The sequence below is a fragment of the Cellulomonas hominis genome, from assembly GCF_014201095.1.
GTDB lineage: Bacteria > Actinomycetota > Actinomycetes > Actinomycetales > Cellulomonadaceae > Cellulomonas > Cellulomonas hominis.
The window spans coordinates 1,403,204-1,419,665 of the sequence record NZ_JACHDN010000001.1; the positions used below are offsets into that span (position 1 = coordinate 1,403,204).

A 16,462-nucleotide genomic window follows, 5' to 3' on the forward strand; every position below is an offset into this window, starting at 1 on the left:
GTTCAGGGCCCCGGGGCCCGGTCTATGCTGCCGCTCAGTCCCGCGAGCGGGGGCGAGAGCCGCCCCCCGACGGCGCCGGACGCCCGGAGGAGCCCGTGCCGCGGACCACAGCCCCACGCCGCAGCTCGATCGGCGACGTGGCCCGACTCGCCGGCGTCTCCGTCGGCACCGTGTCCAACGTGTTGAATCGACCCGACCGGGTCGCCCAGGCCACGCGCGACCGCGTGCTCGACGCGATCCAGCGGCTCTCGTTCGTCCCCAACGCCTCCGCCCGCCAGCTGCGCGCCGGCACGATCACGACCGTCGGGGCGATCGTCCTCGACATCCGGAACCCGTTCTTCACGGAGGCCGCCCGCGGCGTCGAGGACCGCCTGGCGCTCGCCGACCACACCCTCATGCTCGCGTCCAGCGACGACGACCCCGAGCGCGAGGCCCGCTACCTGCGGCTGTTCGAGGAGCACGGCGTCTCCGGCCTGCTGGTCGTCCCCACCGGCGACGACCTCGGCCCGCTGCTCGCGCTCGCCGGCCGTGGCGTGCACACCGTGCTGCTCGACATGCCCTCCCCCACGGACGCGATCTCCTCGGTCGCGGTCGACGACGTCGCGGGCGGGCGGATGGCGGGCGAGCACCTGCTCGACCTCGGGCACCGCGAGATCCTCATGCTCAACGGCCCGCACGCGATCCGGCAGTGCCGCGACCGCCTCGCCGGCCTGCACCGCGCCGTGGAGCGCCGCGGCCTCGACCCCGACGTGGTCGTGCGGGAGGTCCGCATCCCGTCGCTGGACGCCGGCGGCGCGGCCACGGCGTTCGCGGCGCTGCTGGACGAGGACCCCGCGCCGCGCGCCGTGTTCTGCGTCAACGACCTCGTGGCCGTCGGGGTGCAGCGGGAGATCCGCCGGCGCCGCCCCGAGCTGCTCGGCCGGACCGCCATCGTCGGGTACGACGACATCGAGATCGCCGCCGAGCTGGCGACGCCGCTGACCTCGGTGCGGCAGCCCGCGTACGAGGTGGGCTACCGGGCGGCCGATCTGCTGCTGTCCCGGGACGCCGACGGCAACCCCGTGCGGGACCACGTGGTGTTCCAGCCGGAGCTGGTGGTGCGGTCCTCGAGCGTGCTCGCGTGAGCGGTGCCCGCGCCCTGCACCGTGACGTCCCCTTAGTCCGAGCGGGCCTCTGCGTCGCCGGCGACGTCCGCGACGGTCGCAAAGCCGCTGGACGTGACCGCTGAGGCGTGGCCGCGCACCTCCGTCACCGGTGCGTCGCCGTGCTCATAGCCCTACCCCCGGCTGGGACTGAAGGAGAAGCGGCCAGGGCCGGGGTATCTTCGCTGGTCAGGATGTGTCCGCTCCCCGCGTGCGGGGATGAGCCCGAGGCCGAGCCTGGTCGCGGGGTCACCGACTCGTCCGCTCCCCGCGTGCGGGGATGAGCCTGACTGCCGCCACCAGCCGGTCGTAGGCAATCCGTCCGCTCCCCGCGTGCGGGGATGAGCCCGTCACGGACGCCGAGTTCGACGAAGCGCTGGAGTCCGCTCCCCGCGTGCGGGGATGAGCCCAAGATGAAGGAGCTCGGCATCTCGGCGTACGAGTCCGCTCCCCGCGTGCGGGGATGAGCCCGTCTCGCTCGGCGCGAAGTACGCATCCCGGGCAGTCCGCTCCCCGCGTGCGGGGATGAGCCCCCGATGGGCAACCTCTACCTCACCAAGGGCGAGTCCCCTCCCCGCGTGCGGGGATGAGCCCGCGGTCGCGTTCGGCTACCGGCCGACCCGCGCGTCCGCTCCCCGCGTGCGGAGATGAGCCCGTCGTCGACATCGCGACGCAGGCGAAGTACCGGTCCGCTTCTCGCGTGCGGGGATGAGCCCTGCACCTGAACCAGGGTCAGTAGGGCGGCTGCGTCCGCTCCCCGCGTGCGGGGATGAGCCCTCGCCGCGGAGCCGTTGGCCTGCAGCGTCCATGTCCGCTCCCCGCATGCGGGGATGAGCCCGTCAGACCCGCGATGAGCCCGACCCATCCGGCGTCCGCTCCCCGCGCGCGGGGATGAGCCCGCGTAGGGCGTCATCGGCTTACCCGCAGACGAGTCCGCTCCCCGCGTGCGGGGATGAGCCTCCGCGGTCCGCCATCCCCGTGGTGTGCGACCAGTCCGCTCCCCGAGTGCGGGGATGAGCCCTACGTGTGGGACTGGGAGACGGATGACCCCAGTCGCGCGCGTCATCGCGTCGGCGGCCCGTCGGTCAACTTCCGCGTTTGCGCGACCCCACCAGGACATCCACGCGACTCTGAGCTACGGTATAAGCAATAGCAGACGGAGCCTGACGATGCTTATGCCAGACGTGTGGTCCGCACTAGCCGAGAGCCACGAGATCCTGCCCACCGCCGACTCGAGCCTTCGGGCGGACGTGGTGCTGCGTGGGCCGGCGTTCCCTGCCACGCCCTACGACGTCAGAACGGTCTCGACCCTGCACCCGTCACGCGTCCGACGGTTCGCCGACCCTGCCGGCAGCACGCCGGAGGACCTGCCGCAGGTGCTGGTGATCACCGCGTCCGCGACGCCCGCAGCGGTCGATGCGGCACTGACGGCCCGCGTGTCCGTCCTCATCGCACCGGAGCACGGCCCGGTCAGCGGAACGCTGATCGACAGCGACGGCCGGTCCCACACCGTGGACGCAGGCGGCGAGCGGAACTCGGCACCCGACCGCGCCCCGAGCCGCCCGGGACGCCCCGCATGGGGCACGTTCGCTCTCGCGTACACACTGCTGGGCGACCGGACCCCGCGGTCCCAGACCGCCCTGGCTCGCGAGATCGGCGTCACCCAGGCGAGGGTGTCGCAGTCGCTGACGCGGCTGCGGCTGCGTCATCTCGTCGCACAGCGCCCGTCCGGGTGGACGACGACGCACCCGAGCGCGATCGCCCACTGGCTCGCCGCGGAGTACCCGCGCCCGAGGACGGCTGCTGCATGGCTCACGTTGGACGAGCCGGTGCCCGCCACGCGGCAGATCGCCGACCTCCTGACGCACGCCGGGGTCGCCTACGCGGTCGCCGGTCAGGTGGCAGCAGACTCGTACGCCCCCTGGTCGCGCCCGACCCGCTCGATCATCTGGACGGATCGCCTGGTCGATCTGAGCGCAGCCGGCTGCACGCCGGTGAGCGAGGCCGAAGCGTCCGTGATCATCGCGGTACCGGACGACCCGCGAGCGCTCACGCAGGCGCGCGAGCGCGACGGACTGGTCCTGGCGGACCCGTGGCGCACCTGGGTGACGCTCGTGCAGTCAGGGGACGACGCCGCAGCCGAGCACCTGCTGGTTCGGCTGCTCGCCGAGGCTGCCGCGTGAACGCGCTCGCTCTCACCTCGGCGTCGCGCGCGACGGATGCCGGCTGGCTCGCCGCCGCGGACATCGCCTCGGTCGCAGCGCGGATGGGTGCGACCTACCGGCTCGTCGGCGGTCTCGCGGTCACGCTGCTCGTGCACCACCATGGGGCGAACGGCCTCGCCCCGCCACGCGAGACGGCGGATGCGGACATGGGCGTGCCGTTCGACGTGTGCGGCGACGAGCAGCTCGTTCCCGCGCTGCGCGCCGCTGGCTACTCGCAGACCGAGGGCAACCGGTTCGTCCGGGAGGACGGGGACCGCGAGCTCGTGATCGACGTGCTCGCGCCGTCGTATGTGGGTCGGCTCGTGACCAACCAGCCGCACGGCGACCTCGTCGTGGACGAGATCCCGGGCCTCCACGTGGCCCTGCTCGAGCCGGCGACCGAGGTCTCGATCACGGCACGACTCACCGACGGGACCGAGATCAGCACCGCGTTGCTGCTACCGGACGTGGCGGCAGCGCTGGTCATGAAGGCGCACGCCTACCAGGGGCGACTCGCCGCGGCAGACGCAGTCGACATCCACCGCTTGCTGGAGGCCGCGAACCTCGCGGGGCGCACCACGCGGGACTGGCCGGACCGGCGGGAGGCACGCGACGCCGCGCGCATGCTGCACGCGCTGCTGGGGTCGACCCGCCGCGACCGCCACCTCGGGTCCGCCGGACCGCGGGCTCGCCTGCTGGTGAGACGGGTGGTGCCCGAGCTGTGAGAGCTCGCCGCGGAGGTCGATCGGTCCGGTTCGCCGCCTCGCGCAGGACCTAGGTCTCTTCTGATCGTCCCGTTGACAGAGTCGTCGGTCCGGCCGAGCCGCCTCAGGTGAGTGCGTCGATGGCGCTCGCCCGCCGGATCGTGGCGCCTCGGGTAGACAAGCCGGATGGGGGAGCTGGCTCAGCGACCGGTCACACGCGGTGGTGCACCGTGCTGACGCTTGCGACGACGTGGGCGAAATCCTGGCCCTACGACGGTGAGGTGGAGCAGTGGAGCCCGCTGTGGCGCCACCTCGACGACGCGGGCGACGTCGCCGGGCTGCTGTTCGACCGGTGGCTGCCGCCCGCCGTGCGGGACCACCTCGCCGCGGGGGCGGGTGGCGACCCCGACCGGGCGCGCCGGCTCCTCGTGTGGATCGCGGGAGTGCACGACGTCGGCAAGGCCACGCCGGCCTTCGCGGTCCAGGTCCGACGCCTCGCCGCACGCATGGAACGGGCCGGGCTCCGGATCGGCCCGGCCGTGCAGACCGACCGGAGCCTGCTCCGGCACGAGATCGCCGGCGCCGCGATCCTCGACCGCTGGCTCCGCGACCGCGGCGACTGGTCGCGCCGCGCGCGTCGGCAGGTCACGGGCCTGGTCGCCGGTCACCACGGGTCGTTCCCGGAGCTGTCCCGCATCACCACCGCGCCCCGCCGGCCGGACCTGCTGGGATCGGGGCCCTGGGTCGAGGTCCAGGACGCGTTGCTGGACCGCGCCGCCGAGCGCGCGGGTGTCGACCCGGCCGACTCGTCGTGGTCCTCGCTGCTGCTCCCCCAGACGGTGCAGATGCTCCTGGCGGGGACCGTCGTCATGGCGGACTGGATCGCCTCGGGCGACGCGTTCCCGTTGCTCGACGTCGACGACGTCCCCGCGCCCCCACCGGCCGGCGCGCCGAACCCGCGCGCGGAGGCAGGGTTGCGCGCGGTGCGGCTCGGCCGCCGTTGGGTGCCGGGGCCGCATCCGGACGACGCCGGCGAGTGGTTCCGCGCGCGGTTCCCCTGGGCGACCGCCGGACCACGACCCGTCCAGCGCGCGGTCGCCGTGCTCGCCGACGAGATGACGGCGCCCGGCCTCATGATCGTCGAGGCGCCGATGGGGGTCGGGAAGACGGAGGCGGCGTTCCTCGCGGCCGAGACGCTCGCCCGGCGCACCGGCGCGACGGGGTGCTTCGTCGCGCTCCCCACGCAGGCGACGTCGAACGCGATGTTCGGGCGGATGCTCGACTGGCTGGAGCGCGTACCCGACGAGTCGGGGGCGCACGCGCAATCCGTGGCGCTCGTCCACGGCAAGGCCGCCCTGAACGACGACCTGGCCGCCCTGCCGTTCGGCGTCGAGCTCCGGGCCCCGGTGTACGACGACACCGGACCGCACCGCGCCAGGAACGGAACGGTCCGCCCGGCCGTCGGCGAGTGGACGCGCGGGCGCAAGCAGGCGGCGCTGAGCAGCTTCGTCGTCGGCACGATCGACCAGGTCCTGTTCGCGGCCCTGCGCGCCCGGCACACGATGCTCCGGCACCTGTCGCTCGTCGGAAAGGTCGTCGTCATCGACGAGGTGCACGCCGCCGACGTCTACATGTCCACGTTCCTGGACCGGGCCCTCGAGTGGCTCGGCGCCTCGGGGACCCCCGTGGTCCTGATGTCCGCGACCCTGCCGGGGGCGCGCCGCGCGGACCTCTACCGGGCCTACGAGCGGGGAAGGTCCGGCGAGGCCACGACCGGGGGAACCGACGAGCTCACGGGCGACATCGGCTACCCCTGCGCGGTCGTCACCGGCGAGCACGGCCCCCGCGTGCACGCGCTGCCTCGCGGGGACGACAGCCGCACCGTCCACGTGCACCGCCTCACCGACGACCTGCCGGCGCTCGGCGACCTGCTCGCCGACCGGCTACGTGACGGCGGCTGCGCGGTCGTGGTGCGGAACACCGTCCGCCGCGCGCAGGAGACCGCCCGGTACGTCGCGGAGATCCTGGGCGCCGACGACGTCTCCGTCGCGCACGCGGGCTTCCTCTCCGTGGACCGCGTGGCGACCGACCGCCGGTTGCTGGAGCAGTTCGGGCCACCCGGGCCCGGGGCTCTTCGGCCGCAGCGCCACGTCGTCGTCGCGACGCAGGTGGTGGAGCAGTCGCTCGACGTCGACTTCGACCTCATGGTCACCGACGTCGTCCCGGTCGACCTGCTCCTGCAGCGCCTCGGCCGCCTCCACCGGCACCGGCGCGGCACCGTCGAGTCGGACCGGCCCGCGCCGCTCCGCGAGGCGCACGCGTACGTCACCGGCGCGGACTGGTCCACCACCCCGCCCGCGCCGGAACGCGGCACCCGGGCCGTCTACGGGACGTGGCTCCCGTGGGCCGGGCTCGCGGTGCTCGGGACGCACCTCGACGGACAGCCACTGCGGCTACCCGACGACATCGCGCCGCTGGTGCAGGCGGCCTACGCGGACGACGTGCCCGTGCCGGACGACTGGCGAGAGCCGGCCACCACCGCGCGTGACGAGTTCAGGCGCCGGCAGGCTGAGCGCGAGCGGGCGGCCGCCCCGTTCACGATCGCCCCGGTGCGGGCCGCCGGCACGGACCTGTACGACGGCGCCCGGTTTTCCGCCGGGGTGGTCGACGAAGACTCCCTGCAGGCACAGGGCTTCGTCCGCGACGGATCCGACTCGATCGAGGTCGTCGTCGTGCAGCGCGGGGACGACGGGGTGGACCGCATCCCCGACTGGGTGCCCGGCGGCGGCGAGATGCTGCCGCTGCGCGCACATCCCGTGCCTCGGGACCTGGCCCGGACGCTGGCGCGGTGCACGCTGCGGCTGCCGTACGCGCTGTGCCGACCTGGTGTCGCCGAGCGGGTCATCGCGTCCCTGGAGCAGGACTACTTCGAGGGGTGGCAGCGCACGCCGCTGCTCTCCGGACAGCTCGCCCTCGTCCTCGACGACGACCGCAGCGCCCGGCTCGCCGACCACCACCTGCACTACGACCTGACGCTCGGGCTGGTGGTGGCCGACGACCGGCCGCCCACCGATCACCTCGTGCCGAAAGCCCCGGAGGCCCCATGACCGAGCAGGCGTACTCGCTCCTCGACGAGCCCTGGATCCCGTGCCTCACGGTCGACGGAGCGACGGTCGAGGTGTCGCTGCTGGACCTGTTCCACAGGGCCCCTGACCTCCGGCGGGTCGTCGGCGACCTCCCGACCCAGGGCTTCGCCCTCCTGCGCCTCGCGCTCGCCGTGCTGCACCGCGCGGTGGACGGCCCCGCGGACGAGGACGCCTGGCACGACCTGTGGGAGGCGGGCGGCCCGCCGGTGTCGCAGATCGAGGCGTACCTGCGCGGCCACGCGGACCGGTTCGACCTGTTCCACGACAAGACGCCGTTCCTGCAGGTCGCCGGCCTGCACACGGCAAAGGGCGAGTTCTTCGGCCTCGAGCGGCTGATCGCCGACGTGCCTGCAGGACATCGGTTCTTCTCGACGCGGGCCGGACGTGGGCTCGCGTCGATCAGCCCGGCCGAGGCCGCGCGGTGGCTGGTGCACGCGCAGGCGTACGACGTGAGCGGGATCAAGTCGCACTTCATCGGCGACCCGCGGGGCAAGGGCGGCAAGGTCTACCCGCTCGGCCTCGGGTGGGCGGGATACCTCGGAGGGATGGCCGTCGAGGGCGAGACGCTCTGGGAGACCCTGCTGCTGAACCTCGTGCCGCTGAGCCTGCCGGACCTGGTGGAGTCCGGCCCGGCGGACCGTGCGGCCTGGGAGGCCGACCCGCCCGGCCCGGAACCCTCGCCCGACGTCGCGGGACGCCCGTACGGCCCGGTGGACCTGCTCACCTGGCCGAGCCGCCGGATGCTGCTCCGCCGCGAGGGCGACGGCGTGACCGGCGTGCTCATCGGCTACGGCGACCCCCTGACCCCGCAGAACCAGCACCTGCGGGAGCCGATGACCGCCTGGCGGCGCAGCGAGGCGCAGGAGAAGAAGCTCGGCATGCCGCTCGTGTACATGCCGCTGGAGCACGACCCGAGCCGTGCTCTGTGGCGCGGGCTCGCGGCGATCCTGCCGAACGTGGCGCCGCGCGGCCGCGACGACGACAAGCCTCCGCGCGTCACCGCGGGCGTCGTCGCGTGGGCGGGTCGCGCGCTGGAGCGCCCCGCCCCGGTCACGCTGCACGCGGTCGGCATGGTCTACGGGTCGAACAACTCGGTGGTCGACGACGTCGTGGACGACCGGCTGACCGTCCGCCTCGACCTGCTCGCCGACGGTTCGGCCGCCGCGCAGGGCATGGTCGTCGACGCGGTCGCCGCGACCGACGCCGCGGTGCTCGCGCTGCGCAACCTCGCCTCGAACCTCGTGCGCGCTGCGGGCGGAACCGACGCCCGACTCGTCGACGGCGCCCGCGCCCGCGCCGCGGAGCAGGCGTACGGGGCGCTCGACCAGCCCTTCCGGTCCTGGCTGTCGACGCTCGGCGCCGACTCCGACGTCGATGCCGCGCGCACCGAGTGGCACGACCGCGCCCGACGCACGATCGACGGGCTGGGTCAGGCACTCGTCGACGCCGCGGGTCCGGCCGCCTGGGTCGGACGTGAAGTGTCCGGGCGGCGCGTCACCGCACCCGAGGCGCACGCCTGGTTCCACGCGGCACTCCTCGCCGCACTCCCCCGTCCCCCGCGCACCCAGGAGGCGCCGCATGACTGACACCGTCACCGTCCCGGATCCTCCGGCGACGCCCGGGCACCGGGGCGGATCGGCTGCCTCGTTCGTCGTCGCGACGATCGCGCGCATCCAGTCCGGCTACCTGCGGACACCCGCCGACCCGCGGTCCCGGGCGGCGCTGGCGCAGCTGCGCCGTGGCGTCGGGCGGGAGGTCGGCTCCGTGCCGGAAATCCTGGAGCTCACGACGGACCCGGACGCCCGCGGCGGCGGCGAGGGCCCGACCCGCGACGAGCGCGCGATCCATGGCGCCCTCACGCTCTACGCGTTGCACCAGCAGTCGCAACGCCGCGGGATGTTCGTCGCCGGGGTGTCGTTCGGCACCGCTCTCGGCCGGATCAAGCAGCGAGCAGGCACCCCGGTCCCCGGTGTCATCCGGCGCTTCCAGGCCCTCGGCACGTCCTCCGACCTGACCGAGGCCCTGGTCCACGCGCGCGCCCTCGTCACGCTGCTGCGGTCGGCCGACCAGGGCTTCGACTACGGCTGGTTCACCCGCGACCTGATCCGGCTGCAGGACCCTGCGCGCGCCGACGCCGTCCGGCTGTCCTGGGGTCGCGACTTCTACCGCGTGCGTGCGGAACCGACCGACGCCGCCACCGACCCGACCGCCAGCACCACCTCCGAGGAGCCGTGATGAGCCGTACCGTCATCGACCTGCACGTCCTGCAGACCGTCCCGCCGAGCAACGTCAACCGGGACGACACCGGGAGCCCCAAGACCGCGGTCTTCGGGGGCGTGCGCCGGGCGCGGGTGTCCTCGCAGGCGTGGAAGCGGGCGGCGCGCCTCGCCTTCTCCGACCTGCTCGACCGGGAGAACCTGGGCACCCGGACCAAGCGGATCGTCGAGGTCGTCGCGGAGCGGGTCACCGCGAGCCGCCCGGACCTGGCCGGCCGGGCGCCGTCGCTCGCCGAGGGTGTCGTGCGTGGGACCGGCATCGAGCTCGAGAAGGCGACGCGCACGCGCTCGGGCGCCGAGCCCGTCGAGGTCCAGCAGAGCAAGTACCTGGTGTTCCTCTCCCACCTGCAGCTCGACCAGCTCGCCGCCAAGGCGGTCGAGATCGCGGACGCCCCGGACCCCGAGGCCGCGATGAAGGCCTTCAAGGGCAAGGAGGGCAAGGACCTGCTCAAGCGGGACCACTCCGTCGACCTGGCGCTGTTCGGGCGGATGGTCGCGGACGACAAGGACCTGAGCGTCGACGCATGCGCCCAGGTCGCCCACGCCATCTCCGTGCACGGCATCGACAACGAGTTCGACTACTTCACCGCTGTCGACGACGAGAAGGGCGACGACGAGGACGCCGGCGCGGGGATGATCGGGACGGTCGAGTTCAACTCGTCGACGCTGTACCGGTACGCGACCGTCGACGTCGACCGGCTTCGGGACAACCTCGGCGACGACGAGGCAACCCGGCGGGCCGTCGAGGCGTTCATCCAGGCGTTCGTGACGTCGATGCCCACGGGCAAGCAGAACACGTTCGCGAACCGCACGCTGCCGGACGTCGTCGTCGTGACGGCGCGGGACAGCCAGTCCGTGAACCTCGTCGGCGCCTTCGAGGACCCGGTCACGGCCGAGAACGGCACGCCGCGCGCCACGGTCGCCGCCCGGCGGCTCGCACGTCGTGCCGTCGAGGTGTCCGAGGTCCTCGGGCAGCGTCCTGTCGCGACGTGGGCTCTCGCCGTCGGCGACGCCCGCACGGGGCTGGAGGACGTGTGGGACGCCGACCGCGCTGAGGACCTGCGGCTGTCCTGGACCACCCTCCCGGCGCTCGCGTCGTCCGTGGGCGACGTCGTCGCCGCGCGCGCCGGAGCACCGCGGTGACGGTGCTCGCACTCACCCTCGCCGGCCCCATGCAGGCATGGGGCAGCGGCAGTCGCTTCGCCACCCGGGCCACCGACGACGCGCCGACGAAGTCGGGGGTGATCGGCCTGCTCGCCGCGGCCCGAGGACTGCGGCGCACGGACCCGCTCGAGGACCTGCTCTCGCTCCGCTTCGGGGTGCGGATCGACCAGCCCGGGGAGCTGCTGCGGGACTTCCAGACCGCGCGGACGCTCGACGGCGGGACGTCGATGCCGCTGTCGTACCGGTACTACCGCGCGGACGCCCGCTACGTCGTGGCGCTGGAGGCGGATCGCGCGCTGCTCGAGTCACTGGTCGACGCGCTGCGCTCCCCGGTGTTCCCGCTGTACCTGGGCCGGCGGTCCTGCCCGCCGTCCGAGCCACTCGCCCCTCGGCTGCGCGAGGCGGCCCTCGAGCAGGTGCTCATCGACGAGCCGTGGCAGGCGGCTGCCTGGTGGCGCCGGAAGCTGGACGGCGACCCGGTGGACCTGGAGTTCCGCATGGACGGCGAGGGCGGGGCGGCGCCCGGGCTCCGCGTGCTCGGCACCTCGACCCAGCGCGACGAACCGCGGTCGTTCGACCCGCAGAACCGGCAGTACGGCTGGCGCACCGTCACGCACGGGGTGATCCCGTTGCGCGCCGGTGGGCCACCCGCCGTCGCCGGACTCGCCCACGAACCGATGACCGAGCTGGAGTGACCGCCGTGTACCTGTCCCGTCTCCAGCTGAACCCGCGCCGCCGGGGCGCACGGCGGCTGCTGAGCAGTCCGCAGCGCCTGCACGCGGCCGTGCTCGCCTCCTTCCCCACGCCGCCGACCGGGGACCGCGCGGGATCGGCCCGCGTGCTCTGGCGCCTCGACCACGACGCCGAGCGTGTGCTGCTCTACGTCGTCAGCCCGGACGAGCCGGACTTCGCCCACCTCGCGGAGCAGGCCGGGTGGCCGACCACGGAGCGCGGGACGGTGAAGTCGTACGACAAGCTCCTCGCCCGTCTCGACGCCGGGCAGACCTGGGCGTTCCGCCTCGCGGCGAACCCCACGCGCTACGTGCGCGGCTCGGACGACTCCCGCGCGAAGCGCGTGGGGCACGTGTCGGTCGGTCACCAGGCGACGTGGCTGCGCGAGCGGTGCGAGCGGCTCGGGTTCCGCATCACCGGAACCGGACCGGAGGACCCGACGGGCGACCTGGTGGTGACCCGGCGGAACATCGCCTCGTTCGACCGCCGCGAGACGGAGATGCCGCGGTCCCGCACGGTCACGATCAGCACAGTCCAATACGACGGGCGGCTCGAGGTCACCGACGCGGCCGCGCTGCGGCAGACTCTCGTCACCGGCATCGGCCCCGCGAAGGCCTACGGCTGCGGACTGCTGACCCTCGCCGCGGATCGCTCGTGACATGGCGCGCATCCCGGGCACCCGCCCGCCTGAGCTCGGCGAGCTGACCCGCGCGCAGGACCGGCTGTCGTTCCTCTACCTGGAGCGCTGCGTCGTGCACCGCGAGTCCAACGCGGTGACCGCCACCGACGAACGCGGCACGGTGCACATCCCCGCCGCCTCGGTCGGGGCGCTGCTGCTCGGCCCCGGCGTCCAGATCAGCCACCACGCGATGATGTTGCTCGGCGACTGCGGCGCCACGGTGGTCTGGGTCGGGGAGCGCGGCGTGCGCTACTACGCGCACGGCCGGTCCCTGGCGCGCTCGTCCACGCTGCTGCTGGCGCAGGCCGAGCTCGTCACGCACCGTCCGTCGCGACTGAGAGTCGCCCGCGAGATGTATGCCATGCGCTTCCCCGGCGAGGACACGACCACCCTGACGATGCAGCAGCTCCGTGGACGGGAAGGGGCGCGGGTCCGCCGCTGCTACCGCGAGCAGGCTGCCCTGCACGGCATCGAGTGGAAGAACCGACGCTACGACCCCACGGACTTCGAGTCCGGCGACCCCGTCAACCAAGCTCTGTCCGCCGCGACCACCGCGCTCTACGGGATCACCCACGCCGTCATCGTCGCGCTCGGCTGCTCCCCCGGCCTCGGCTTCGTCCATACCGGACACGTACGGTCGTTCGTCTTCGACGTCGCCGACCTGTACAAGGCGGAGTACGCCATCCCGTGCGCCTTCGAGGTCGCGGCGCACACCTCGATGGACATCGGCGCTGAGACCAGGCGCGCGATGCGCGACCGCTTCCGGGACGGCGCGCTGCTCGACACGTGCGCACGCGACATCCGCACTCTCCTGCTCCCGACCGACCCGCCAGAGGAGGAGCCCGACGCCGACCTGGTCCACCTCTGGGACGGGGGCGATCGTGTCGTCGCCGGTGGCACGTCCTACGCGGAGCCGGACTGGTGATCGTCCTCGTGCTGACCGCCTGCCCGGAGGGCCTGCGCGGGCACCTCACCCGCTGGCTGATCGAGGTCTCCGCCGGGGTCTTCGTCGGGAAGGTCAGCACCCGCGTGCGTGACGAGCTCTGGGACCGCGTGGTCGAGCTGTCCGGCCGCGGCCGCGCGGTCATGGCGCACACCGCCCGCACCGAGCAGGGGTTCGCCCTCCGCAGCCACGGGCACCACTGGGAGCCGGTCGACGTCGAAGGGCTCACGCTGATGCTCCGGCCGCACGGGGCGGAGTCGGCCGACGCGCCGGCACCGGCCGCGGGGTGGAGCAACGCCGGGCGGCGTCGGCGGATCGGACGGTAGCGGCACAGGTTCATCAGCGCTGATCGTCGCGCCCAGCGGCGGGCGCGACAGCCCTCTGCGAGGGTGCGCGGAGTGAAGTGAAAACGCACGTCGAGCGGGTATCGTCACAGGTCAGGAAGTGTCGTCTCCCCGCGTGCGGGGATGAGCCCGTGTGGTCCAAGGCGATCGGCCCGGCCCCGAAGTCGTCTCCCCGCGTGCGGGGATGAGCCGGGCTCGGGCACGGACGAGGCGACGCTGATCTCGTCGTCTCCCCGCGTGCGGGGATGAGCCCCGCCACGCCGCCGGCGACCTGGAGGCCGCTGAGTCGTCTCCCCGCGTGCGGGGATGAGCCGTCCGCGAACTTCTTCACCGCCAGCGTCGCGAGGTCGTCTCCCCGCGTGCGGGGATGAGCCCGCGTACGTCACCGAGCCACCAGGGGGGATCGGGTCGTCTCCCCGCGTGCGGGGATGAGCCCTACTGGGCCGTCGCGGGCGCCGGGAACGGCGAGTCGTCTCCCCGCGTGCGGGGATGAGCCGGGTAGGGCAGGCCGCTCGTCATGCGGCCGCCGGTCGTCTCCCCGCGTGCGGGGATGAGCCGGCCGGGTGCGCGTGCGGGTGCCTCACGAAGCCGTCGTCTCCCCGCGTGCGGGGATGAGCCCGTGCCGGACTTCCCGAGGGGGTGACGGGTTGCGTCGTCTCCCCGCGTGCGGGGATGAGCCGCCGGGTCGAGCGTGCGGACGTACCCGGGGTTCGTCGTCTCCCCGCGTGCGGGGATGAGCCCCTGCTGATCCCGGCGGCGGAGAAGGCCGGGGAGTCGTCTCCCCGCGTGCGGGGATGAGCCCGCATCCGCTCGCCCACCGAGTCCTCACCCGGCGTCGTCTCCCCGCGTGCGGGGATGAGCCCGGCGTGCGCGTCGAGGGGGTGGAGTCGTGATGGTCGTCTCCCCGCGTGCGGGGATGAGCCGGCGGGGGGTCCCTCGGGGGGGTACGGAAGCCTGTCGTCTCCCCGCGTGCGGGGATGAGCCCCGGGACGCAGGGTTGAACACCGCAGCCGTGAAGTCGTCTCCCCGCGTGCGGGGATGAGCCGGCGCTCGGGGACATCCTGGGTGACCTCCTGTGGTCGTCTCCCCGCGTGCGGGGATGAGCCGCCGCTCGATCTCCTTCGTCGCCATCGACGTGAGTCGTCTCCCCGCGTGCGGGGATGAGCCCCAGCGGCTGGCCGCCGCTGGTGAGACGCCCGTGTCGTCTCCCCGCGTGCGGGGATGAGCCCATGGGCCTCGTGTCGCAGGCTACCGCGGGCCGGTCGTCTCCCCGCGTGCGGGGATGAGCCCTCGCGAAGCGACTCACGAACTGAGGAGAGCCAGTCGTCTCCCCGCGTGCGGGGATGAGCCCTGGGCCTGCGCCTCCTTCGACTGCGGGGTGAGGTCGTCTCCCCGCGTGCGGGGATGAGCCGTCGATCTCCGGGCCGCCCTGCACCTGCGACAAGTCGTCTCCCCGCGTGCGGGGATGAGCCCGTGAAGGACTACGGCGCGAAGGGCGACGGGGCGTCGTCTCCCCGCGTGCGGGGATGAGCCCTCCCCGCCGACGTACACGACGCCATCGAGGTCGTCGTCTCCCCGCGTGCGGGGATGAGCCCTGCTCAAGGTCGCCCTTCAGGTTGTCCATCTTGTCGTCTCCCCGCGTGCGGGGATGAGCCCCGGCGCCTGATCGCGGCGCTAGTGCCGCAGACGTCGTCTCCCCGCGTGCGGGGATGAGCCCAGGCCCCGCCCGATGAACGGGTGCCCCTCCGGGTCGTCTCCCCGCGTGCGGGGATGAGCCGTACCTGATCCTGGCGAACATCGGACTCACGTCGTCGTCTCCCCGCGTGCGGGGATGAGCCCAACTACATCGTCACGGGCAACGACTTCACGAAGTCGTCTCCCCGCGTGCGGGGATGAGCCCCCCGCCGGCACCGTGATCGTCTGGGTGACGATGTCGTCTCCCCGCGTGCGGGGATGAGCCCGCGCCCAGCAGGCCAACGAGATCGACCAGCTCGTCGTCTCCCCGCGTGCGGGGATGAGCCCGTGATCGCGTGGGCGTCGGGCCACACGCACACGTCGTCTCCCCGCGTGCGGGGATGAGCCCTCCTGCAGGCGCTGGCCCACCGACGCGAGCTCGTCGTCTCCCCGCGTGCGGGGATGAGCCCACGCTCGCGACCGGGGAGTACATCGACATCGCGTCGTCTCCCCGCGTGCGGGGATGAGCCGGTGCGCGTCGGCTCGGTCGCGCCCTTGAGGTCGTCGTCTCCCCGCGTGCGGGGATGAGCCCGTGTTGATCCGGTCCTCGATCATCGCCAGGTCGTCGTCTCCCCGCGTGCGGGGATGAGCCCCGCCGACTCCGCGCTCACAGGTTGAGCTCCCACGTCGTCTCCCCGCGTGCGGGGATGAGCCCAGCCTCGCATGGGCAGCGGCGAACCCGTCCAAGTCGTCTCCCCGCGTGCGGGGATGAGCCCCCTTTCACCCGGAAGGACTCCGTCCGCGGTTCGTCGTCTCCCCGCGTGCGGGGATGAGCCCCTCGTGACGGTCCGCGCGGAGGAGCGCATCGCGTCGTCTCCCCGCGTGCGGGGATGAGCCCACCGCGAGGAACTTCAGCTCGCGGCCGTTCAGGTCGTCTCCCCGCGTGCGGGGATGAGCCCTGCTGCGCGGTCTCGATGAACCGGTCACGGGTGTCGTCTCCCCGCGTGCGGGGATGAGCCCTTGGGTCGCACGGTGACCGCGAGTTCGCCCGGGTCGTCTCCCCGCGTGCGGGGATGAGCCCCCGGTCACCTCGCTCAACGCCGGGAAGATCACGTCGTCTCCCCGCGTGCGGGGATGAGCCCTGGTCCATCTGCCCGAGGAACGTGTCGTACGTGTCGTCTCCCCGCGTGCGGGGATGAGCCCGTCTTCACCGCCAGCACGGCGACGCCGGTCAGGTCGTCTCCCCGCGTGCGGGGATGAGCCCGTCGGTGCGGTCATCGCCCCGTACGCGGGAGTGTCGTCTCCCCGCGTGCGGGGATGAGCCCGACGCCGAGATGCCCACCGGCAGCAGTCGGCGGTCGTCTCCCCGCGTGCGGGGATGAGCCCCTCGGGGCGATCTCGATCGACCGGGTCCGGGTGTCGTCTCCCCGCGTGCGGGGATGAGCCCGACGCCG

Annotated in this window: 11 protein-coding genes and 2 CRISPR repeat arrays (1 of these 13 only partly in view); all 11 genes read left to right on the forward strand. The window is 73.7% G+C overall.

What is annotated here, in order from left to right:
- The first annotated feature begins 137 nt into the window (after positions 1–137).
- The 11 genes from HNR08_RS06650 to cas2e all read left to right on the forward strand — a co-directional run bounded on the left by HNR08_RS06650 (position 138) and on the right by cas2e (position 13,316).
- Positions 138–1,124 carry a LacI family DNA-binding transcriptional regulator gene (locus HNR08_RS06650; RefSeq protein ID WP_246803040.1) on the forward strand — a complete coding sequence of 329 codons (987 nt, stop codon included), beginning with the start codon at positions 138–140 and terminating at the stop codon, positions 1,122–1,124.
- 216 nt (positions 1,125–1,340) lie between these two features.
- A CRISPR array of direct repeats spans positions 1,341–2,101; the repeat unit is 28 nt; unit sequence GTCCGCTCCCCGCGTGCGGGGATGAGCC.
- Between the two features lie 84 nt (positions 2,102–2,185).
- A complete protein-coding gene (locus tag HNR08_RS06655; protein WP_186812759.1) occupies positions 2,186–3,325 on the forward strand; it encodes a hypothetical protein in 1,140 nt (379 codons plus the stop codon).
- A complete protein-coding gene (locus HNR08_RS06660; RefSeq protein WP_146836696.1) occupies positions 3,322–4,071 on the forward strand; it encodes a hypothetical protein in 750 nt (249 codons plus the stop codon). The genes HNR08_RS06655 and HNR08_RS06660 overlap by 4 nt, the downstream gene beginning before the upstream one ends.
- 119 nt (positions 4,072–4,190) lie before the next feature.
- Positions 4,191–7,157, forward strand: coding sequence for a CRISPR-associated helicase Cas3' (gene cas3 / locus HNR08_RS06665; RefSeq protein WP_146836699.1), 2,967 nt, complete (start codon positions 4,191–4,193; stop codon positions 7,155–7,157).
- Complete coding sequence (gene casA / locus HNR08_RS06670; RefSeq protein ID WP_146836702.1) at positions 7,154–8,782, forward strand: type I-E CRISPR-associated protein Cse1/CasA; 1,629 nt, start codon at positions 7,154–7,156, stop codon at positions 8,780–8,782. Before cas3 ends, casA begins: the two co-directional genes overlap by 4 nt.
- Positions 8,775–9,431, forward strand: a complete 657-nt coding sequence (gene casB / locus HNR08_RS06675) for a type I-E CRISPR-associated protein Cse2/CasB (protein WP_146836705.1) — start codon at positions 8,775–8,777, stop codon at positions 9,429–9,431. Before casA ends, casB begins: the two co-directional genes overlap by 8 nt.
- A complete protein-coding gene (gene cas7e, locus HNR08_RS06680; RefSeq protein WP_146836708.1) occupies positions 9,431–10,615 on the forward strand; it encodes a type I-E CRISPR-associated protein Cas7/Cse4/CasC in 1,185 nt (394 codons plus the stop codon). Before casB ends, cas7e begins: the two co-directional genes overlap by 1 nt.
- The gene (gene cas5e, locus HNR08_RS06685) at positions 10,612–11,331 is read left to right on the forward strand and encodes a type I-E CRISPR-associated protein Cas5/CasD (RefSeq protein ID WP_146836711.1); all 720 of its coding nucleotides are present in this window, start codon (positions 10,612–10,614) and stop codon (positions 11,329–11,331) included. The genes cas7e and cas5e overlap by 4 nt, the downstream gene beginning before the upstream one ends.
- On the forward strand, positions 11,328–12,026 hold the full coding sequence (gene cas6e / locus HNR08_RS06690) for a type I-E CRISPR-associated protein Cas6/Cse3/CasE (RefSeq protein WP_221286320.1): 699 nt from the start codon (positions 11,328–11,330) through the stop codon (positions 12,024–12,026). The genes cas5e and cas6e overlap by 4 nt, the downstream gene beginning before the upstream one ends.
- 1 nt (position 12,027) lies before the next feature.
- Positions 12,028–12,972 carry a type I-E CRISPR-associated endonuclease Cas1e gene (cas1e, locus tag HNR08_RS06695; RefSeq protein WP_146836714.1) on the forward strand — a complete coding sequence of 315 codons (945 nt, stop codon included), beginning with the start codon at positions 12,028–12,030 and terminating at the stop codon, positions 12,970–12,972.
- Positions 12,969–13,316: a type I-E CRISPR-associated endoribonuclease Cas2e gene (cas2e, locus tag HNR08_RS06700; protein WP_146836717.1), complete on the forward strand. Its 348-nt coding sequence runs from the start codon at positions 12,969–12,971 to the stop codon at positions 13,314–13,316. The genes cas1e and cas2e overlap by 4 nt, the downstream gene beginning before the upstream one ends.
- Positions 13,317–13,436: 120 nt before the next feature.
- Positions 13,437–16,462: direct repeats of the CRISPR family, unit length 29 nt; unit sequence GTCGTCTCCCCGCGTGCGGGGATGAGCCC; it runs 543 nt beyond the window's last position.

Coding starts and splice junctions, on each gene's coding strand:
- cas1e (WP_146836714.1), top strand. CDS start 12,028: ATGGCGCGCATCCCGGGCACCCGCCCGCCTGAGCTCGGCGAGCTGACC.
- cas7e (WP_146836708.1), top strand. CDS start 9,431: ATGAGCCGTACCGTCATCGACCTGCACGTCCTGCAGACCGTCCCGCCG.
- HNR08_RS06655 (WP_186812759.1), top strand. CDS start 2,186: ATGACCCCAGTCGCGCGCGTCATCGCGTCGGCGGCCCGTCGGTCAACT.
- cas3 (WP_146836699.1), top strand. CDS start 4,191: ATGGCGCTCGCCCGCCGGATCGTGGCGCCTCGGGTAGACAAGCCGGAT.
- casB (WP_146836705.1), top strand. CDS start 8,775: ATGACTGACACCGTCACCGTCCCGGATCCTCCGGCGACGCCCGGGCAC.
- casA (WP_146836702.1), top strand. CDS start 7,154: ATGACCGAGCAGGCGTACTCGCTCCTCGACGAGCCCTGGATCCCGTGC.